Here is a 20,276-nt window from a genome sequence, read left to right as displayed (position 1 = left end):
CGTATTGTTCCACAAATGGAGGAAAATCTAAAATGGCAAAATATAGAAAATTAGGCAGAACTGCTGACCAGAGAAAAGCTTTACTTAGAAATCAGGTAACAAACTTATTATACCATGGAAGAATTGTTACAACTGAAACAAAAGCAAAAGAAGTTCGTAAAATTGCTGATGGCTTAATCGCTATGGCAGTTCGTGAAAAAGACAACTTCGAAACAGTAACAATCACAGCAAAAGTTGCTCGTAAAGATGCTGAAGGCAAAAGAGTAAAAGAAGTTGTAGATGGTAAAAAAGTTACTGTATACGATGAAGTACAGAAAGAAATCAAGAAGGATGCTCCTTCCAGATTACATGCCAGAAGACAGATGTTAAAAGTTCTTTACCCAGTAAAAGAAGTTCCAACAGCTGCAGCTGGTAAAAAGAAAAACACAAAAGAAGTTGATTTAACAGAAAAATTATTTACAGAAATCGCACCAAAATATGCAGATCGTAACGGTGGTTACACAAGAATTATCAAAATCGGACCACGTAAAGGTGATGCAGCGATGGAAGTAGTTCTGGAATTAGTATAATAACAGAAAACAGGCTGAGATGCAGAGATTGCGTCTCAGCCGTTCTTTATTTAAAATAGGAGGACTGTCGTATGGGAAAAAAAATGCTTTTTATATTTAATCCAAGGTCCGGAAAGGGCAGCATTAAAAACCGACTGATGGATATTCTGGATATTTTTGTAAAGGGTGGATATGAAATTACGGTTCATCCTACACAAGCCTATATGGACGGACTAAAGGTAACAAAAAGAAAAGCGGGAGATTACGATATTGTAGTTGCAAGCGGCGGTGATGGAACCCTTGATGAAGTAGTTACCGGTATGCTTATAGGAGGACATCAAATTCCTATCGGTTATATTCCGGCAGGAAGCACCAATGATTTTGCAAACAGTCTGCACATATCCAAAAATATGTTGCAGGCGGCAACAGATATTGTGGAAGGAGTGCCGCATGCTTTTGACGTAGGTGGATTTAACGAAGATTATTTTGTGTATATTGCGGCTTTCGGGCTGTTTACAGACGTATCCTATGAGACAAATCAGGATATGAAAAATATACTGGGACATGCAGCCTACATATTAGAAGGAACACAGAGGCTTTTTAATATTAAATCTTACAACCTTCGTGTGAAAAGCGATGATGGAGAGCTTTCAGGAGAATTTATTTTCGGTATGATCAGTAATTCCACTTCCGTAGGCGGATTTAAGCGTCTCACAGGACCGGACGTTATGCTGGATGATGGTGTTTTTGAGGTGATGTTTATCCGAAGACCAAAGAACATTTTGGAATTAAATGAAATTATCGCATCTTTAGTGGGGACAAATGACTCAAAAATGATTGAAGTCTTTAAGACAACAGGGCTTACCATTGAATGTGAAGAAGAAATTTCATGGACACTTGACGGAGAGTTTGGAGGACTTCATAAAAACGTGACAATTAAAAATCTGAAACATGTCGTTCAGATTATGCTGGCAAAAAACGACCAAGTGCCTTTAATTAACCCTCCGGAGTAAGAGAAACCTTGTTGCTGATTTTGTCATATAATATTAAAACAGACAAAACAGGTGAGCAACAGGAATGGCAACGATAATAAAAGAAATATTGTTGATTTTTGTACTGACCACAGACTCTTTTGTGGTCAGTTTTGCTTATGGTATGAGAAAAGTAAAGATGCCCTTTAAAATTGTGGCGGGAATGAATATCATTATGAGTGGCCTATTGGGAATTTCTCTCCTTACGGGAAGCTTTCTTTCTGATTTTCTTCCAAAGGATGTGACTACTTGTCTGGGGGCAATTCTTCTTATCGGCATCGGTTTATACCGAATTTTAAGTTTTTTCTTTCAGAAAGAAGAAAACAAGGAAATTTATCAGGAACTTACAGCAGCAGAAGGCTTTACGCTGGCATTTTTACTTTCTTTGGACAGTCTTGCAGTGGGAGTGGGCACAGGCTTAGTACAGTCAGGGCAGCTTTTCTTAGCTGCGGGAACTTTTATATGCGGAATTCTTATGATGGAGCTGGGTTGGAGGCTGGGCTGCGTATTCCGTAACACCACACAAAAAGATTTGTCATGGGTGAGCGGGGTATGTCTTTTGCTTTTGGCAATGAGCTTTTTGTGGAAAAGATAAAAAATACTTGCAATATGACGGCTTTTGCGGTATCTTAAAAGCAGTTTTACGACTAAAATGGATTGGGGAGCAGTTAGATTGCAATGAGAGGAAGGAACGAAAGAATGAGCGAGTATATCGATGTATCAGAAATTTTTGGTGAGGACGTTTTTAATGATGTAGTGATGCAGCAGCGTCTTCCTAAGAAAGTATATAAAGATTTGAAGCAGACAATTCTCGAAGGAGAAGAATTATCTCTGGAAATGGCTGACGTCATTGCCCATGAGATGAAGGAATGGGCGATTGAAAAAGGTGCAACCCATTATACACACTGGTTTCAGCCGCTTACAGGAGTAACTGCCGAGAAACATGACTCATTTATTACAGCGCCCCTTCCAAACGGAAAGGTATTGATGAGCTTTTCCGGAAAAGAGTTGATAAAGGGAGAGCCGGACGCATCTTCTTTTCCGTCAGGAGGACTGCGTGCTACTTTTGAAGCACGAGGCTATACAGCATGGGACTGTACTTCTCCGGCTTTTGTGCGTCATGATGCGGCAGGAGCTACCTTATGTATTCCTACGGCATTTTGCTCTTATACAGGGGAAGCGCTGGATCAGAAGACACCGTTGCTGCGTTCCATGCAGGCAATCAATACACAGGCTCTTCGCTTAATCCGTTTGTTCGGCGATACGACTTCTAAGAAGGTTACGCCTTCCGTGGGTGCGGAACAGGAATATTTCTTAGTAAGTGATGAAAAATTCAGACAGAGAAAAGATTTGGTTTTTACAGGACGTACCTTATTCGGCGCTATGCCGCCAAAGGGACAGGAGCTGGATGACCATTATTTAGGCGCTATTCGTCAGAAGGTTTCTGCATATATGAAGCATGTCAATGAAGAGCTTTGGAGACTTGGAGTAACTTCTAAGACACAGCACAATGAAGCAGCTCCGGCACAGCATGAGTTAGCTCCGATTTATGCAGAGGCAAATGTGGAGGTTGACCATAATCAGATTGTTATGCAGACCTTAAAAAGAGTGGCTTCCCAGCACGGAATGAAGTGTCTTCTCCACGAAAAGCCTTTTGCAGGGGTAAATGGCTCAGGAAAGCACAACAACTGGTCTCTTACCACAGATACAGGTCATAATCTGTTAGAACCGGGAATTACACCTCATGACAATATTCAGTTCCTTCTTGTACTTAGCTGTATTTTGAAGGCAGTAGATGAGCATGCGGCTCTTTTAAGAGAGTCAGCGGCAGATGTGGGAAATGACCATCGTTTAGGAGCAAATGAAGCGCCACCGGCAATTATTTCCGTATTTCTGGGAGACCAGCTTACCGATGTTATGAACCAGTTAATCACTACGGGTATGGCAAATCACAGTATCGGAATGGAAAAGCTGGAAACAGGTGTAAAGGCTATTCCTGAGTTTATGCGTGACACAACAGATAGAAACAGAACTTCACCTTTTGCCTTTACAGGAAATAAGTTTGAGTTCCGTATGGTTGGTTCCAGAGACTCTATTGCGCCTGCCAACGTAGTGTTAAACACCATTGTGGCACAGGCATTTAAAGAAGTGTGTGATGTTCTGGAGAATGCAGAGGATTTTGATGTAGCAGTTCATGATTTAATGAAAAAGAACTTTACAGAGCATCAGCGTATAGTATTTAACGGAAACGGATATTCAAAGGAATGGGTGGAGGAAGCCGAAAAGAGAGGACTTCCCAATCTTAGCTGCATGGTAGAGACAATAGAAACTCTTACCAGTGAAAAGACGGTGAAGCTTTTTAAAGAATTTGGTGTCTTTACAAAAGCGGAATTAGAGTCCAGAAAAGAAATTAAATATGAAGCTTATGCAAAAGCAATTAACATTGAAGCGAGAACCATGCTGGATATTGCCGGAAAGCAGATTATTCCTACGGTGATTAAGTATACAAAACAGCTTGCAGACTCCATTAATGCAGTAGTTGCAGCAGGGATTTTAGAGGTGGAGGTACAGACTGATTTATTAAGCGAAACATCTGCACTTTTAAAAGAAACAAAAAATGCCTTAAATCATCTGAAAGAGGTAACAGAGTCAGCAGCGGCTATGGAGGACGGAAAAGAGAAAGCGTTCTATTATCGCCAGCAGGTAATTCCGGCTATGGAAGCATTGAGAAAACCGGTAGATGAGCTGGAAATGATTGTGGATAAAGAGATTTGGCCAATGCCGTCTTATGGTGATTTATTATTTGAAGTATAAAGGATAAGGGAGTTATTTCTACTAAGTGCGTATCGAGAACATTGATATATTTTACGCTTAGTGTAATAACTTCCTTTTATATATGTGGAAGGTTTGGGATTTCTCCGGCAAATGCAGGGGGAGATTGAGAGAGAAACGTAATGATTGAATAAGGAAAGATAGAAAGAGGAATTAGTGTATGAAGGAATTGGAGTTTTTAAGGGAACAGCAGGTGGATAAGGGACTGATAGAAGGTGTGGAGGAGTTTCGCTGTAAGTATTCTGTGGAGGACGGTGAGCAGGGCAGAGTAAGCTGTCCTGATATGTATTTTTACGGCAGGGAAGTGCTGGAAATGGGAATTGCAGCTCTTCTTCAGGGAGAAAATCTGCTGCTTACAGGAGCAAAGGCAACGGGAAAGAATGTTTTGGCAGAAAATCTGGCATGGATTTTCGGACGCCCTGTTTATAATGTTTCTTTTCATGTGAATACGGACAGTGGTGATTTAATCGGTACAGATACTTTCGTCAACAATGAAGTGCAGCTTCGCAAAGGAAGTATTTACCGTTGCGCTCAGTATGGCGGCTTTGGAATTTTAGATGAAATCAACATGGCAAAGAATGATGCTGTATCAGTACTTCATGCGTCTTTAGATTACAGAAGAAGCATTGATGTTCCGGGATATGATAAAATTGATATGCACGAAGCAGCCAGATTTATCGGGACCATGAACTACGGTTATGCAGGCACAAAAGAGTTAAATGAAGCTCTTGTTTCCCGTTTTATGGTAATTGATATGCCGCCGCAGGATGAGGAGACGCTGGATTATATCTTATCTTCTAAATTTCCCGCATTAAAGGAAAATGCAAAGAAACAGTGGATTGGACTTTTCATGGATTTACAGTTAAAGGCACAAAACGGTGAAATCAGCACCAAGGCTCTGGATCTTCGAGGCATTTTAGGCGCGTTAAAGACGATACAGAGAGGCTTAAAGCCAAGGCTTGCGGTACAGATTGGCGTGGTAAATAAGTGCTTTGATATTTTTGAAAAAGAAATTGTACAGGATGTTGTGCTTACCAGAATTCCTGATACATGGACGCCGCAGGATGTGTTTGAGAAGTAGAGGTTATTATGGAAGAATTTGAACTGGAAAACAGAATAAAAAATCTGATGTGGACGGTCAGCGGTGATTATTCTCTGGAATTTAAGCCTGATTTAGCGGCTTTTGCAAAATCTAAATATGTTGCGCTGTATGATGGAATTAAGCAGGGCGCTTTTGCACGATATTTTAACAGGGAGGAATATTCGCTTTATCTGGTGAAAAAGATTTACCTTCATGCAATGGAAGCGCCGCTTATGGATTTGGCACAGCTTTGCATTGAATTTGCGGTTTCCGGGAAGATTATAGCAGAGAGGGAAGGTGTTTCCAATATCCGAAGACGTGCCTGTGAGGACATTCTGGATATGGATTTTCATAAATTAACGGGAAATCCGGCAGGAAAGCTGAAAATAGCTCTGTTTCGTGAAATTTTAAACGGAAAGGGAGCGGCAGAAGCAAGACAGCGTCACTTTATGGACATGGTACAGGAGCTTTCCGAGGCACAGGATACCATGGAGCTTATTCAGACAACGGACAAGCTGTACAATGAGCTGATTGACCCCTATTTTGAGCGTAATCAGGGAGATTTAGAAAAAGTTCTGTCTGTAACCTTGGAGGAACTGGCAGAATTTTCGTGGGAAGACTTTCTGGAAGAAGAGGCGTTGGAAAGCACACTGGAAACCTATCTGGATAAGGTTACGGAAAATATGACAAACCTGGATACCAGAGAGACAGAAACAAAAGAGGAGCAGGAGAAAAATACAGAGGAAACCACTAAACGGATTTTAGTGGTGGATGAAAAAGCGCTGGAAAAGATGTATTCCTATGTGGAGAGAAACTACGGAAAGACTTATCTTACAGAGGGTGAGGAAAAGAAAATCAATGCTCTTGTGTGTCGGGGTATACACAGCGACTGCAGCCTTTATTTTACAAAAGGAATTTTAAAAGAGCCGGTGATGCGGAATTATCAGTACGAGTATGCCAGAAAACAAAGAAGCAAGAACCTTTATGAATATCATGATAATCACAGAGTGGTTAAAAATAATATTCGTCTTCTCACCGATATGCTGAAAAAGACTCTTACCATGAGAGAGGAAAAAGAGGAAACTTTGGCAGACAGAGGAACTCTGCTTCCTAAAAGACTGTGGCGTATTGGGAGAACGGGAAATGTGCAGGTTTTTAAACGGGAGCTTTACGAAGACAGCAGTAGCTTCGTGGTAGATGTTTTAATTGATGCCAGCGGTTCTCAGCGCTCCAGACAGGGACAGGTTGCCATTCAGGCATATATTTTAAGCGAGGCGTTAAGCAACGTGGGTATTCCCCACAGAGTAACCAGCTTCTGTACTTTTTGGGATTATACGGTGCTGCATAATTTTCGGGATTATGACGCAGACAGAACAGAAAACAGCAATATTTTTGAATATGTGACTTCTTCCAACAACAGAGACGGACTTGCTGTTAAGGCGGTGGAATATGATTTGCTGCAAAGGGAAGAGGAGCATAAAATTCTGATTGTGTTAAGTGACGGAAAGCCTTATGATGTTATTTTAAATCGGCCCAATGCCAGAAATCCAAAGCCTTATCACGGGGATTACGCTATAAAGGATACGGGATTTGCAGTGCGGAAGCTTCGCAATCAGGGAGTCTGTGTCTTGGGCGTTTTTGCAGGAGAGGAAAAGGACTTACAGGCGGAGAAAAAGATTTTTGGCAAGGATTTTGCCTATATACGGGATATTTCCGGATTTTCTCCTGTGGTAGGCCGATATCTGATAAAGCAATTAGAAAAAAACACTTGATAATTAAAAAAACTTCTGCTATATTAATATAATATGTTTAAAAATACTTATATTCGGGATAAATCCCCAGAGGATAGTAATGAGCGAAAAAATAGAAATTATGGGAATTTCTGTTGAGAAGTGTTATGCAGAGGATGTTATGGAAAGCATTAACCAGCAGTGGTATCAGGAAACGCTGGCTACTTACGGAGTGCTTACCATGAACCTCTTGCTGGCAGCTCAGCAGGATGAAGAATTAAAAGAGTATATAGAAACGCTGGATAAAGCAGTGGCAGATGAGCCCGAAATCGTAAAGGCAGCAGGACTTGAGGACAAGGAATGGGAAAATGATATTTCGGAGCATGGCTTTTTCGGAACGGTATTCTGGCTGCTGAATCATTATAAGAACGAAATTTTTCTTTTAGGAGAAAACGAAGAGGACACAGAAAAATTATATGGATATCTTCAGGAAAAATATCCGGATATTGTCATACTTGGCAAGGACTTTCTCATGGGTGATGAGGACGACCAGGTGGACAAGGTGATTAACGAAATCAATATGTGGAACCCTCAGGCAGTTCTAAGCTGTTCCAGAGTATATGATTTGGAGCGGTTTGTAAAAAGACATCGAAAAAAAATCAATACAAAGCTCTGGTTCAGTCTGGGAAGCTGCCTTGATATTTTCCGTGAGGGAGGCAAAAAACCAAGCTGGCTCAACCGCTTTATGGAAAAGAACAATTTCAAAAAAATGGTATCAAAGTACAATGAGGACATGGAGAAAATGTGAATAAATTGTTACATTTTTGAAAAAAAGATGTAATATATTGCATTTTCTCTTTCCTTTTTTTTGATTTTGTATTAGTATATATAGTAGGGTTTTTATGGGAGATGTAACACCGAAATAACTATATGATGAAAGAAGGAGAAAACATGATATCAAATCAGATACTGCAAAATACACTGGATGGTTTAAAAGGAATATCCAGAAGTGATTTTTGTGTAACAGATATGGAAGGAAAGGTTTTAGCAACTACTTTTTCCGGCAGCGTATGCGGACAGGAGGAAGTAAGCGCATTTGCCAATTCTCAGGCAGACAGTCAGGTGGTAAAAGGAAATCAGTATTTTAAAATATATGATGACCATCAGTTAGAATATGTTTTGGTCGTAAGCAGCGCAGGGGACGATGTTTATACATTGGGAAAGCTGGTTGTATTCCAAATTCAGGGCTTGCTTACCGCATATAAGGAGAGATTTAATAAGGATAACTTTATTAAAAATCTTTTGTTGGACAATCTGCTTTTGGTAGATATCCATAATCGTGCAAAAAAGCTTCACATTGAGGTAGATGTACGCAGGGTTGTATATATACTGGAGAGCAGTCAGGACAAGGACTACGGTTCTCTGGAAAATATCAAAAATCTTCTGGGAGGAAAACCCGGAGATTTTGTCACAGCGGTAGACGAGAAAAATATTATTATTGTCAAGGAATTAGCTCCGTCTGACGGATATCCCCAGTTGGAAAAGACAGCCAACAATATTCTGGCTGCTCTGGGCGTGGAGAAAGACGGTACAACACATATTGCTTATGGAACCATTGTAAAAGAATTGAAAGAGGTTTCACGCTCTTATAAGGAAGCAAAGATGGCTCTTGATGTAGGCAAGATTTTCTTTGGGGAGAGAGATGTAATTGCGTACAGTTCTCTGGGAATTGGAAGACTTATTTATCAGCTTCCTATCCCTCTTTGCAAAATGTTTATTCGGGAAATTTTTGATACACATTCTCCCGATGATTTTGATGAGGAGACGCTTACTACAATTAACAAATTCTTTGAAAACAGCTTGAATGTTTCAGAAACCTCCAGACAGCTTTACATTCACAGAAATACGCTGGTATATCGTCTGGATAAGCTTCAGAAAAGCACAGGACTTGACCTGAGAGTTTTTGAAGATGCAATTACCTTTAAAATTGCATTGATGGTAGTAAAGTATATGAAGTACATGGAAACACTTGATTACTAAGGAACAGAAAAACAGGAGGTTATTATGATTGATTTAAAAAACGTGAGTAAATCATACAGCAAGGGCCAGCCGGCCATTGACAACATGACACTTCACGTGGATAAGGGTGAATTCGTATTTATCGTAGGAAACAGCGGTTCCGGAAAATCAACTCTTATCAAACTGCTGTTAAAGGAACTGGATCCTACAAGCGGAACAATTACAGTAAACGGACAGGTTCTCAATAAACTGAAACGCAGAAAAGTAGCGAAATACCGCAGGGGAATTGGTGTTGTATTTCAGGATTTCCGTCTTTTAAAGGATAGAAATGTATATGAAAACGTAGCGTTTGCTCAGCGTGTTATTCAGCGCCCGACTCGTATTATTAAAAAACGAGTACCGGAAATGCTCACATTGGTAGGATTAGCAGAAAAGTATAAATCAAAGCCTGACCAGCTCTCCGGTGGAGAACAGCAGAGAGTTGCCCTTGCAAGAGCGTTGGTAAATAGACCGAGTATCCTGCTGGCAGATGAGCCCACAGGAAACTTAGATCCTAAGAACTCCTTTGAAATTATGAAGCTCTTAGAGGAAATCAACGAAAGAGGCACAACGGTTCTGGTGGTTACACATAACAGAGAAATCGTAAATGCGTTTAAAAAGCGTGTAATTACCATGAAGAAAGGCGTCATTGTAAGTGATGAACAAGAAGGTGAATATCTGAATGAGAATTAGTACGATTGCTTATGTATTAAAACAGGGATTTAAAAACATTTGGAGAAATCTGCGATTTTCTCTGGCATCCATTGCAACTATGTCAGCATGTATCTTTTTATTCGGTTTGTTCCTTTCCATTATTATGAACTTCCGCTATATTGTAGATACTGCGGAGGAAGGCGTAGCCGTTGTCGTTTACTTTGATAAAGGCATCAAACAGGAAGAAATTGACCAAATCGGAGCAGATATCGAGAAGCAGCCGGAGGTGGCGGATGTGAAGTATATTTCCGCAGACGTAGCTTGGGATGAATTCAGCGAAGTATACTTAGGCGGAGATGAAGATATGGCAGAGGGATTTAAGGATCAGGATAATCCGCTGGCAAACTCCGCACGCTTTGATGTATATCTGAAAGAAGTAGAAAGTCAGGCAGACCTTGTAAAACATATTGAAGGTCTGGAAGGCGTTCGAGAAGTAAAACAGTCAAAAGAAGCGGCAGATATGCTGTCAACCTTTAATAAACTGGTTGGATATGTATCGATTGTTATTATTTTAATTCTTCTGGCAGTGGCATTTTTCCTTATTAACAATACTATTACGATGGGTATTTCTATTCGTCAGGAAGAAATCGGTATTATGAAACTTATTGGCGCTACGGATTTCTTTGTCAGAGTACCGTTTATTATTGAAGGTATTCTCTTAGGTACTATCGGTGCGGCGCTTCCAATGGGTATTTTATACATGATTTATGAAAAAGCAGTAGAATATGTGATTACCAGATTTAATATTCTGGGTGGATTTCTTCAATTTCTGGATGTTTGGGAAGTATTCCGTTTCTTACTGCCGGTCGGAGTAGGACTGGGTATTGGTATCGGTTTAATCGGAAGTATTGTTTCCCTTAGAAAGCACTTAAAGGTATAAGACAGGGAGAGCCGCATGAAATTAAAGAACAAGAAAACTGCAATGCTGCTGGCAAGCTGTCTGGCAATTTCTAATGTACTTTCCGTATCGGCAGCAAATGAGACGGAAGTAAACAAGAAGAAGACAGAGCTGGAAAGTCAGATAGAAGATAAAGAACAGCAGGTAAGCTCTTTGCAGCAGCAGAAGGACAATGTGCTGTCCGCTATTAAGAAATTAGATGAAAAGTATGCCAAAGCACAGGAAAATCTGGATACTTTAACAGGACAGATTGAAGATAAGAATGCTGAAATCGAAAAAAACAGTGCAGAGCTGGAAAAAGCAAAAGAAAAAGAAGCAATCCAGTATGAAGATATGAAAAAGAGAATACAATATCTTTATGAGGCAGGAAATATTTCAATGATTTCTGTTATTCTGGGAGCAGATGATTTTGCAGAGGCATTGAGCCGAACAGAAAATTTCAGACAGCTTACTTCTTATGACCGAAAACAATTAGAAAAATATAAAAAGACCTGTAAGAAAATCGAAAATCTGGAAAAGGATTTAAAGAAAGAAAAGTCAGACTTAGAAGAATACAAACAATCTGCTGAGGAAGAAAAGAGTAATATTGAAACTTCTATTAGTAAAAAGCAGGAAGAAATTACAAAGTTTGAAGCGGGTATTGACGCTGCGGTAATGGAACAGTCTGACTTAGAAGGTGAACTGGCAATTCAGAATGAGATTTTGAAGCAGATGAAAGAGGAAGTGCAAAGCGCAGGAGGACAGGAAAGCTCTTCTCCTTCCAATGAAAGCACAAATTCTGATGCAAATAAGACAGAGCAGCCAGAGTCAAAACCGGAAGTAAAGCCGGAAGAGAAACCGAATACACAGCCGGAGACAAAGCCGGAGGAAAAACCGGATAACAGTCAGTCTGAGAACAGTGGTTCTCCACAGTTTACATGGCCTTGTCCGTCTTCTCATAATGTAACCAGTCCTTTTGGAGACAGAAATTCACCTACTGCGGGAGCTTCCAGCAACCATAAAGGAATTGATATCGGAGCAAGTAGCGGTTCTCCCATTGTAGCCGCAGCAGCAGGTACGGTAACGGTTTCTACATATTCAGAGTCAGCAGGAAACTATGTAACCATAGACCACGGAAATGGTTTTTATACAGTCTATATGCACGCATCTGCACGTTATGTAAAGGTCGGACAGAAGGTAAGCGCCGGTCAGCAGATTGCAGCAGTAGGTTCAACAGGATATTCAACAGGACCGCATCTTCATTTCGGTGTTATGAAAAATGGAGTATATGTAAATCCTATGAATTATTTATAAGATAAAGGGGGCTGTAAATGCAGTCCTCTTTCTTCATTTCATAGGAAATTGCTCTGTTACGCAATCTATTTATCCAAATTGGCATTTTAAGGAGCAGAAAAATGGAAAGAAAAAAGTTTATAAAAGGTTTTCTTTTAGGAATTGTACTGACACTTGTTGTAGGTGGTGCAGGATTAAAAATTTATGATTATGCACAGGAAAAAAGTGCAGAAGACAAAGCTGTAAATCAGGATTTTGTGGAAAAAGCAAAGGTACTGGAAAAAATTATTGATGATGAATTTACCGGTGAGATTGACAAAGACTTTATGGAAACCGGTATGTATAAGGGAATGATGGCAAGTCTTGGAGACCCTTATTCCGCATATTATACAAAAGAGGAATATGAGGAATTAAATACAGAGACAACAGGTCTGTATAAAGGAATTGGCGTTGTGATGCAGATGGACATGGAAACAGGTATGGTAAAGCTGGTGAGATGTTATGAGGGAGCTCCGGGGGCAAAGGCAGGACTTTTGCCGGATGATATTTTGCTCAAGGTAAACAATGAAGACATTGCAGGTATGGAGCTTTCAGAAGTGGTGGAAAAAGTGAAGACCTCAGAAGGCGAAGTTGCACATTTGACAGTGGCAAGAGAAGGAGAAAATGATTATCTGGAATTTGACGTTCCTTTGGAGGAAGTAAATATTCCCGTTGTGGAGCATAAGATGCTGGAGGACAATGTAGGCTATATTCTGTTGTATGAATTTACAGAGCAGACGGAAAGCCAGTATCTGGAAGCCTTTGAAGATTTAAAAAATCAGGGAATGGAACGTCTTATTGTAGACGTAAGAAATAATCCGGGGGGACTTTTAACATCGGTATGCAATATTTTAAATGATATCTTACCGGAAGGCTTGATTGTATATACAGAGGACAAAGACGGCAAGAGAGAAGAAGTTCATTCAGACGGAAAAAGTGAGCTGGATATTCCTCTGGCAGTCCTTGTAAACGGAAACAGCGCCAGTGCATCAGAAATTTTTGCAGGAGCAATACAGGATTATGGTGTGGGAACGATTGTGGGAACCACAACCTTCGGAAAGGGAATTGTGCAAAGTCTTATTCCTCTTACAGACGGAAGCGCAGTAAAGACTACCACAGCAAAATATTATACACCAAAGGGAAGATGTATTCACGGCACGGGAATTCAGCCGGACATCGAAGCAGAACTGGCAGAAGAATTACAAAAGAAGACAGTGCTTACTTATGAAGAGGATACACAGCTTCAAAAGGCAGTAGAAGCAGTAAAAGAAATAGAAAAGTAAGAGAGGAGAAGAAACTTATGACAGAGAGAACGCATGGATAAAGGGATTTTATATGACCCAGGAGATGAAGAGATTTTAGCAGAGCAGTTTCCATATTTGGATGAATTAAAAGAATTTAATGAAGTGCCCTCCGGTGAAGTGAAAAAAAGGGAAGAGCTGATGAAAAAGATGTTTGCCAAATGCGGAGATAATTGTTATATTCAGCCGCCTTTTTACGCAAATTGGAGCGGACATCATATTTTCATGGGCAAAAACGTGTATGCGAATTTTAATTTGACCGTAGTGGATGATGGGGACGTTTTCATTGGTGACTATGTAATGATTGGTCCCAATGTTACCATTGTTACTGCGGCGCATCCCATAAAGCCGGATTTAAGACGCAGAGGCATACAGTTTAATCGTCCGGTTCATATTGAAAATAATGTGTGGATTGGAGCAGGTGCAATTATTTTACCGGGAGTCACTATCGGAGAAAATTCTGTTATCGGAGCAGGAAGCATTGTGACAAAAGACATTCCTGCCAATGTAGTCGCTGTGGGAAATCCATGCAGGGTGATGCGGGAAATCGGAGAAAGAGATAACGAATATTTTTATAAAGATTTGAAAATAGATATTGAATAGAAAAGTATAAAAATAATATAGCCTGAACTTACAATGTATGAAAGTTGTAAGTTCAGGCTATATTACTTTTAAGATACTAAATAAAATAAGGAGCAGAAGAATGGAACGAACAGAAAACAGTGCATTTGGAATGAAAGATAAAATCGGTTATATGTTCGGTGATTTCGGAAATGATTTTACCTTTCTTTTTGCCAGTGTGTTTTTAATGGTGTTTTATACAAAAGTGCTGGGTATCAGCGCCGGTATGGTAGGCACGTTATTTTTAGTTGCCAGATGTGTGGATGCTTTTACGGATATTACTATGGGAAGGATTGTAGATAAAGGGAAGACCTCTAAAAACGGCAGATTTCGTCCGTGGATTTTAAGAATGTGCGGTCCGGTAGCTCTCGCCAGTTTTTTAATGTATCAGGGAGGAATGAAGGCTGCTCCCCAAGGGCTGAAAATCTTGTACATGTTTGTAACTTATATTTTATGGGGAAGTATCTTTTATACAGCCATCAATATCCCTTATGGTTCTATGGCATCGGTATTAAGTCCTGATGCAGATGACAGAGCAGCTCTTTCCACTTTTCGAAGTGTAGGCGCTGTGCTGGCGCAGTTAATTGTGGGCGTGGGAGCGCCTCTGCTGGTATATACCACAGATGCAGTGGGAAATCAGGTAGTAAATGAGAAACGCTTTACCCTTGTTGCAGGAGTATTTTCCGTTGCTGCAATTATTTGTTACCTGTTGTGTTATTTCATGACCACGGAACGTGTAAAAGTGCAGACAAAGGAAACACAGGAAAAAGCAGGTTTTGGACAGACGGCAAAAGACCTTCTTTCTAACAGGGCGCTTCTGGGGATTATTCTGGCTGCGCTGCTTTTATTGGTAGCACAGATTATGACACAGTCGATCAACCAATATCTTTTTATTGATTATTTTAAAAACAAAGAAGCGCTTTCTGTCATGACTTTGGCAGGCGTTCTGCCTTCTCTTGCTTTAGCGCCTTTTGCAGTACCTGTTTCCAAAAGGTTCGGAAAAAAGGAAATCGGAATTTTCGGTTGTCTGTGCAGTGCAATTTCCTGTTTCCTGCTATTTTTTCTTCACACAAAATCAGCAGCCCTTTATATTGGCATTAACATTCTGGGATTTTTGGGATTTGGAATTTTTAACTTGATTTTATGGGCGTTTATTACAGATGTGATTGATGATCAGGAAGTGCGGACAGGAAAAAGAGAGGATGGTACGATTTATGCGGCTTATTCTTTTGCAAGAAAAATCGGACAGGCATTTGCCGGAGGCTTGGGCGGTTATGCGCTGGGAATAATCGGATTTAATTCAGCGAAGACCATACAGACGCAGGAGGTTTTGGACGGAATTTATAATATCGCAACATTGCTTCCCGGAATTCTTTATCTGGGAGTCGCCCTTAGCCTGCTGTTTCTTTATCCATTGAACAAAAAGCGGGTGGAGGAGAATATAACGGCATTGAAATTAAGAAGAGAACAGGAGAGTGCAGGATGAGACAGGTAATCAATATCAATGAAAAATGGGCGTTTACAAAAGATACAGATGAAATTCCGAAAGAAATGCCAAAAAGGTGGTGCTGGGTACATTTGCCCCATACGTGGAATAATATAGACGGACAGGACGGGAACAACGACTATTATCGTGGGACGGGATATTATGCCAAGATGATTAAGAGAGCAGAACTTCCAAAGGCAGATAAATATTTTCTGGAAATTCGGGGAGCAAATTCTTCTGCCGATATATATGTGGACGGAAGAAAACTGGCGCATCATGACGGAGGATATTCTACATGGCGTGTAGATATCACCAAGGAGCTAAAGGAAGAGAGTCTTTTGGTAATTACCGTGGATAACAGCCAAAATGACAGCGTTTATCCTCAAATGGCTGATTTTACCTTTTACGGCGGTCTGTACCGTGATGTGAATATTATAGGAGTTTCAGCTGCTCATTTTGATTTGGAATACTGCGGGGGAGAGGGACTTCAGGTAACGCCTGTCCTTCAAGGGAATGATGCAGAGATTACCATAGAGACATGGATTACAGAAAAAAAGGAGGGACAAAACCTTGTTTATAAAATTCGTGACAGGCAGGGGAAGATTGTTGCAGAAAAGAGCTGCTCCGCAGCAGACAGAAAAATTCAGATGAAAATAAATAATGTTCATCGTTGGAACGGACGAAAAGACCCGTATCTTTATTATGCAGAGGTTGAGCTGACAGAGAACGGTAAGATTTTGGACAATGTGTATACCAGATTTGGCTGCCGCAGTTTTGAAATTCATCCTGAAAAGGGCTTTTTGCTAAACGGAGAAAGCTATCCCCTAAGGGGCGTATCAAGGCATCAGGACAGAAGGGGGATTGGAAATGCACTTTTGCCAAAGCATCATAGAGAAGACATGGATTTAATCTGTGAGCTGGGAGCAACAACCATACGACTGGCGCATTACCAGCACGACCAATATTTCTATGATTTATGTGATGAAAGTGGTATGGTAGTGTGGGCAGAAATTCCCTATATATCTGCTCATTTACCAAATGCGAGGGAAAATACCGTTTCCCAGATGAAAGAACTGATAATACAGAATTATCATCATCCTTCTATTGTGGTATGGGGACTTTCCAACGAAATTACCATGCAGGCTGCAGATGAGGAAGATTTACTGGAAAATCATAAAATTTTAAATGATTTGTGCCATGAAATGGACAGTACAAGACTGACAACAATGGCGGTAGTATCTATGTGTGACATTCATCATCCTTATATTCAAATTCCGGATGTAGTTTCTTATAACCACTATTTCGGCTGGTACGGAGGAGACGTATCCATGAACGGCCCTTGGCTGGATAACTTCCATAAGGAATTTCCTCAAATCCCCATTGGTGTCAGTGAGTATGGCTGCGAGGCATTAAACTGGCATACTTCAGAACCGCAGCAGGGAGATTATACGGAAGAATATCAGGCATATTATCACGAAGAATTGATTAGACAGCTTTTTACAAGACCTTATTTATGGGCAACTCATGTGTGGAATATGTTTGATTTCGGAGCAGATGCCAGAAATGAGGGAGGAGAAAACGGGCAAAATCATAAAGGGCTTGTTACTTTTGACAGAAAATATAAAAAAGATGCTTTTTATGCGTATAAGGCGTGGCTTTCTCACGAGCCCTTTGTGCATATTTGTGGAAAGCGCTATGTAAACAGAGTGGAAGAGAAGACTAAGATAACCGTATACTCAAACTTTCCGGAGGTAACTCTGTACCTAAACGGCCAGGAATATGAAAAGCAGGTCAGTGATGAGCATTTCTTTTATTTTACTGTTCCGAATAAGGGAGAAACGGTTATTACTGCAAAAGCAGGAGCATGTAAAGACCGGAGTTTTATTCGCAAGACAGAGAAGTTTCATGAGGCATATCGCTTAAAAGAAAAAGGCGCTGTATTGAACTGGTTTGACATTGAAGAAATTCCGGGATATTATTCGCTGAACGATAAGGTGTCTGAAATTATAAAAGCCCCGCAAGGCAAAGCGTTGTTTGAGGGGATTTTAGGAAAGTTTTTGAATAAGAAAACAGAACCGCAGGGAATGATGCAAATGCTGGGTAGTTTTACTGTGCTTAGAATGCTAAATACCATGGGAGCCATTGGCGAGAAAATGACAAAGGAACAGCTTTTAGAGCTGAATAGCCGATTAAATCAAATTGAGAAGGAAAATTAAATAAAACTAAATTATAGGGAAATCACTTGACAGTTGTAAAGACTATGTGCACAATGAAAGCAGCAGCTTGAGGAGTAAGTTTCAATCGGGAGTGTACATAGGATGATGTTACGAAAAAGAGATGAGGAAGTTTTAGATTTTGAAAGCAGAAGGCAGCAGCGCAGGAAGAAAAGGATAAGACAGCGCAGGCGCAGAATTTTTCTGTTTTTGTGTTCTGTTCTTACCGTTCTGCTGCTCTTTTTTCTTGTAAATAAAGTGAAAAATAAAGTAGAAGAACACAGACTTTTAAAAGCCAGAAACGAGTCGTTTGTAGGAGCGCCGCCTTTTGACGTGGACTTAATAGAGCCAAACGAATATTCCAGACCGGGGACACTGCTGGAAAAGATAAAGGGAATTGTTGTACATTATACGGCAAATCCGGGAAGTACGGCGAAGAATAACAGAGATTATTTTGACGGATTAAAGGAGAGCCATGAAACAAAAGTCAGCAGCCACTTTGTCGTGGGCATTGACGGGGAGATTGTTCAGTGCGTTCCAAGTACAGAGATAGCTTATGCTTCAAATTCCAGAAATGACGATACCCTGTCTATTGAGTGCTGTCATGTAGATGAAACAGGGGAGTTTACCGATGCTACGTATCTGTCCCTTGTTCGTTTGACAGGCTGGCTTTGTTATCGGTTTAATCTTACAGAAGATGATGTAATCCGCCACTATGATGTGACAGGTAAGATATGTCCGAAATACTATGTGGAAAATCCAAAGCAATGGGAAAAATTTAAACAAGATGTAAAGGCACAAATAAAAGAAGTAGAAAAAGAAGTAAAAGAAAGCGAAAAATAGGGAACTGAGGCATAAGATAAATTATTGTCTGATGCCACAGTTCCTTCTTCTTGTAGTAAATTGGAATATTCACATTTAATCCAGATTTAATTTCTTTGTAAGAATATATCGGCTTCCCACAAAGAAAATGGCGGAAAAGAGGATATTCCATACAAGGGTGAAAATCATCAGTCTGCCGCTGTAAACAGAGAGATTATCCTGTGTGAGATTTGCCTGCATAAACGGGCTTAATCCGGGGATAATAAAAGTTATCATGGTGCTCAGAAAACTCAGAACAATGTTTAAGCCAAAGAAAGAGAGAAGAGTTCCCATGATTTTATGACTTTTAAAGAGATTTCCCAAACACATGGCAAATAAAAGCAGCAAAGGATAAAAACCAAAATACTGTGATAATCCTGCTAAAAGGGTAATAACTTCTTCCAACCAGTTTGTAAAGCCGAAGCTTCCAAACAAAGTTCCGAAAAAAGTAGAAGCGCCCTTTAAAATTTCTGGTAAGGTGTCCTTGTAGGTGATTAAAGTAAAGACAGAAATCATAACACAGATAAAATCAATTACGCTCCATGTCCAGATAACAAAAACCTTTGACCAAAGAATCTGAGTTGGCTTAACCGGAAGCGTGTGGGTTAAATAACCTTCATCAGAAAATAGATTTTTCTGGATGCGGACAGCCAAATATACAACGGTTGCAATGACAATAGCCAAAATAAACAGAATAAATCCCACGATATAAAAAGCACCGGCAATCCCCCAAAGTCTGGAAGCTTCCGGAGAAACGAAAGCCTGAGCTCTTTCGGCAATAAAAATTCCAATACGTCCTATTACAGTATAAACAAGCAGTACGGCATGTAAAATTACCAGCAGTAAGGAAACGGATTTTAAGTCGTATTTATATAATTTTCTTAACATTTGAATACCTCCCGAAATAAAGTGTCCACGGATTTTCCCTGATTAAAACGGATATTATCCACGCTGTCACACAGGCGTATCTGACCGTTTTGTATAAATACCACGTCATCTAAAATATTTTCCACATCTGAAATCAAATGTGTAGAAATAAGAATAGTTGCATTTTCATCATAATTATTCAGTATAGTAGAGAGAATATAATCTCTGGCAGCAGGGTCTACACCGGCAATGGGTTCATCCAGACAATACAGACTTGCCCTGCGGCTCATAACAAGGATGAGCTGGATTTTTTCTTTTGTTCCTTTTGACATGGTGCGTAAACGGTCTGTGGGATTGATATTCAGATGCTTTAACATATCGTAAGCACGGCTTCTGTCAAAATCGCTGTAAAAATCAGAAAAATAGTTAATAATTTCGGAAACCCGCATGTGCATAGAGAGATAAGTTCGCTCAGGGAGATAGGAAACAATTTTTTTCGTTTCTGTTCCGGGAGCATGTCCGTCTACGAAAATAGAGCCTTCTGTGGGAACAAGAAGTCCGTTTAACAGTTTAATCAGCGTGGTTTTCCCGCTTCCGTTTGGCCCTAAAAGTCCGATGATTTTTCCGCGTTCCAAGGAAAGATTTATTTTGTTCAGGGCAATTTTATTGTCGTAGCATTTTGTAAGATTGCGACATTCTAAAATAGGGTTCATCATTTGTCCTC

The 20,276-nt window shown here is 40.2% G+C and carries 18 protein-coding genes; 16 read left to right on the top strand and 2 right to left on the bottom strand.

Going from position 1 to position 20,276, the window contains the following annotated elements; genetic code table 11:
- Positions 1–32 precede the first annotated feature (32 nt).
- The 16 genes from CGC63_RS12645 (at position 33) to CGC63_RS12570 (ending at position 18,667) form a co-directional block, all read left to right on the top strand.
- Entirely contained in the window at positions 33–569 is a 537-nt protein-coding gene (locus CGC63_RS12645; RefSeq protein ID WP_003022726.1) for a bL17 family ribosomal protein, read from the top strand.
- A 71-nt stretch (positions 570–640) separates the two neighbouring features.
- Positions 641–1,561, top strand: a complete 921-nt coding sequence (locus CGC63_RS12640) for a diacylglycerol/lipid kinase family protein (RefSeq protein WP_003022723.1) — start codon at positions 641–643, stop codon at positions 1,559–1,561.
- 64 nt (positions 1,562–1,625) lie between these two features.
- On the top strand, positions 1,626–2,174 hold the full coding sequence (locus CGC63_RS12635; protein WP_003022720.1) for a manganese efflux pump MntP: 549 nt from the start codon (positions 1,626–1,628) through the stop codon (positions 2,172–2,174).
- A 104-nt stretch (positions 2,175–2,278) separates the two neighbouring features.
- Positions 2,279–4,393, top strand: coding sequence for a glutamine synthetase III family protein (locus tag CGC63_RS12630; RefSeq protein WP_040351205.1), 2,115 nt, complete (start codon positions 2,279–2,281; stop codon positions 4,391–4,393).
- Between the two features lie 178 nt (positions 4,394–4,571).
- The gene (locus CGC63_RS12625) at positions 4,572–5,492 is read left to right on the top strand and encodes an AAA family ATPase (protein ID WP_003022714.1); all 921 of its coding nucleotides are present in this window, start codon (positions 4,572–4,574) and stop codon (positions 5,490–5,492) included.
- Between the two features lie 8 nt (positions 5,493–5,500).
- A complete protein-coding gene (locus tag CGC63_RS12620) occupies positions 5,501–7,264 on the top strand; it encodes a cobaltochelatase CobT-related protein (protein ID WP_003022712.1) in 1,764 nt (587 codons plus the stop codon).
- A 79-nt stretch (positions 7,265–7,343) separates the two neighbouring features.
- Complete coding sequence (locus CGC63_RS12615) at positions 7,344–8,030, top strand: WecB/TagA/CpsF family glycosyltransferase (protein ID WP_003022709.1); 687 nt, start codon at positions 7,344–7,346, stop codon at positions 8,028–8,030.
- A 143-nt stretch (positions 8,031–8,173) separates the two neighbouring features.
- Positions 8,174–9,262 carry a PucR family transcriptional regulator gene (locus CGC63_RS12610; protein ID WP_009246516.1) on the top strand — a complete coding sequence of 363 codons (1,089 nt, stop codon included), beginning with the start codon at positions 8,174–8,176 and terminating at the stop codon, positions 9,260–9,262.
- Positions 9,263–9,286: 24 nt separating this feature from the next.
- The gene (gene ftsE, locus CGC63_RS12605; protein ID WP_003022704.1) at positions 9,287–9,973 is read left to right on the top strand and encodes a cell division ATP-binding protein FtsE; all 687 of its coding nucleotides are present in this window, start codon (positions 9,287–9,289) and stop codon (positions 9,971–9,973) included.
- Positions 9,963–10,874, top strand: a complete 912-nt coding sequence (gene ftsX, locus CGC63_RS12600; RefSeq protein WP_003022700.1) for a permease-like cell division protein FtsX — start codon at positions 9,963–9,965, stop codon at positions 10,872–10,874. The genes ftsE and ftsX overlap by 11 nt, the downstream gene beginning before the upstream one ends.
- Before the next feature lie 15 nt (positions 10,875–10,889).
- Positions 10,890–12,185, top strand: a complete 1,296-nt coding sequence (locus CGC63_RS12595) for a M23 family metallopeptidase (RefSeq protein ID WP_003022698.1) — start codon at positions 10,890–10,892, stop codon at positions 12,183–12,185.
- A 101-nt stretch (positions 12,186–12,286) separates the two neighbouring features.
- Positions 12,287–13,486, top strand: a complete 1,200-nt coding sequence (locus CGC63_RS12590) for a S41 family peptidase (RefSeq protein ID WP_003022694.1) — start codon at positions 12,287–12,289, stop codon at positions 13,484–13,486.
- Between the two features lie 33 nt (positions 13,487–13,519).
- On the top strand, positions 13,520–14,107 hold the full coding sequence (locus CGC63_RS12585) for a sugar O-acetyltransferase (protein ID WP_003022691.1): 588 nt from the start codon (positions 13,520–13,522) through the stop codon (positions 14,105–14,107).
- A gap of 100 nt (positions 14,108–14,207) precedes the next feature.
- Positions 14,208–15,611, top strand: coding sequence for an MFS transporter (locus CGC63_RS12580; protein ID WP_009246513.1), 1,404 nt, complete (start codon positions 14,208–14,210; stop codon positions 15,609–15,611).
- A complete protein-coding gene (locus tag CGC63_RS12575) occupies positions 15,608–17,827 on the top strand; it encodes a glycoside hydrolase family 2 protein (RefSeq protein WP_003022687.1) in 2,220 nt (739 codons plus the stop codon). The genes CGC63_RS12580 and CGC63_RS12575 overlap by 4 nt, the downstream gene beginning before the upstream one ends.
- 102 nt (positions 17,828–17,929) lie before the next feature.
- A complete protein-coding gene (locus CGC63_RS12570; protein ID WP_003022686.1) occupies positions 17,930–18,667 on the top strand; it encodes a peptidoglycan recognition protein family protein in 738 nt (245 codons plus the stop codon).
- Between the two features lie 75 nt (positions 18,668–18,742).
- Here CGC63_RS12570 and CGC63_RS12565 read toward each other — a convergent pair whose 3' ends face one another.
- Together CGC63_RS12565 and CGC63_RS12560 are read right to left on the bottom strand one after the other, a co-directional pair.
- Complete coding sequence (locus CGC63_RS12565; protein ID WP_003022685.1) at positions 18,743–19,573, bottom strand: hypothetical protein; 831 nt, start codon at positions 19,571–19,573, stop codon at positions 18,743–18,745.
- Positions 19,567–20,265, bottom strand: coding sequence for an ABC transporter ATP-binding protein (locus CGC63_RS12560; RefSeq protein ID WP_003022684.1), 699 nt, complete (start codon positions 20,263–20,265; stop codon positions 19,567–19,569). The genes CGC63_RS12565 and CGC63_RS12560 overlap by 7 nt, the downstream gene beginning before the upstream one ends.
- Between the last annotated feature and the right edge of the window lie 11 nt (positions 20,266–20,276).

The sequence above is a fragment of the Blautia hansenii DSM 20583 genome, from assembly GCF_002222595.2.
GTDB lineage: Bacteria > Bacillota > Clostridia > Lachnospirales > Lachnospiraceae > Blautia > Blautia hansenii.
Note: the sequence above shows the minus strand (reverse complement) of the source record. Positions and strands in the feature narration are given on the sequence as shown.

What these genes read in the sequence shown, in the direction of transcription:
- CGC63_RS12645 (WP_003022726.1), top strand. Translation starts at nt 33, where the DNA reads ATGGCAAAATATAGAAAATTAGGCAGAACTGCTGACCAGAGAAAAGCT.
- CGC63_RS12640 (WP_003022723.1), top strand. Translation starts at nt 641, where the DNA reads ATGGGAAAAAAAATGCTTTTTATATTTAATCCAAGGTCCGGAAAGGGC.
- CGC63_RS12635 (WP_003022720.1), top strand. Translation starts at nt 1,626, where the DNA reads ATGGCAACGATAATAAAAGAAATATTGTTGATTTTTGTACTGACCACA.
- CGC63_RS12630 (WP_040351205.1), top strand. Translation starts at nt 2,279, where the DNA reads ATGAGCGAGTATATCGATGTATCAGAAATTTTTGGTGAGGACGTTTTT.
- CGC63_RS12625 (WP_003022714.1), top strand. Translation starts at nt 4,572, where the DNA reads ATGAAGGAATTGGAGTTTTTAAGGGAACAGCAGGTGGATAAGGGACTG.
- CGC63_RS12620 (WP_003022712.1), top strand. Translation starts at nt 5,501, where the DNA reads ATGGAAGAATTTGAACTGGAAAACAGAATAAAAAATCTGATGTGGACG.
- CGC63_RS12615 (WP_003022709.1), top strand. Translation starts at nt 7,344, where the DNA reads ATGAGCGAAAAAATAGAAATTATGGGAATTTCTGTTGAGAAGTGTTAT.
- CGC63_RS12610 (WP_009246516.1), top strand. Translation starts at nt 8,174, where the DNA reads ATGATATCAAATCAGATACTGCAAAATACACTGGATGGTTTAAAAGGA.
- ftsE (WP_003022704.1), top strand. Translation starts at nt 9,287, where the DNA reads ATGATTGATTTAAAAAACGTGAGTAAATCATACAGCAAGGGCCAGCCG.
- ftsX (WP_003022700.1), top strand. Translation starts at nt 9,963, where the DNA reads ATGAGAATTAGTACGATTGCTTATGTATTAAAACAGGGATTTAAAAAC.
- CGC63_RS12595 (WP_003022698.1), top strand. Translation starts at nt 10,890, where the DNA reads ATGAAATTAAAGAACAAGAAAACTGCAATGCTGCTGGCAAGCTGTCTG.
- CGC63_RS12590 (WP_003022694.1), top strand. Translation starts at nt 12,287, where the DNA reads ATGGAAAGAAAAAAGTTTATAAAAGGTTTTCTTTTAGGAATTGTACTG.
- CGC63_RS12585 (WP_003022691.1), top strand. Translation starts at nt 13,520, where the DNA reads ATGGATAAAGGGATTTTATATGACCCAGGAGATGAAGAGATTTTAGCA.
- CGC63_RS12580 (WP_009246513.1), top strand. Translation starts at nt 14,208, where the DNA reads ATGGAACGAACAGAAAACAGTGCATTTGGAATGAAAGATAAAATCGGT.
- CGC63_RS12575 (WP_003022687.1), top strand. Translation starts at nt 15,608, where the DNA reads ATGAGACAGGTAATCAATATCAATGAAAAATGGGCGTTTACAAAAGAT.
- CGC63_RS12570 (WP_003022686.1), top strand. Translation starts at nt 17,930, where the DNA reads ATGATGTTACGAAAAAGAGATGAGGAAGTTTTAGATTTTGAAAGCAGA.
- CGC63_RS12565 (WP_003022685.1), bottom strand. Translation starts at nt 19,573, where the DNA reads ATGTTAAGAAAATTATATAAATACGACTTAAAATCCGTTTCCTTACTG.
- CGC63_RS12560 (WP_003022684.1), bottom strand. Translation starts at nt 20,265, where the DNA reads ATGAACCCTATTTTAGAATGTCGCAATCTTACAAAATGCTACGACAAT.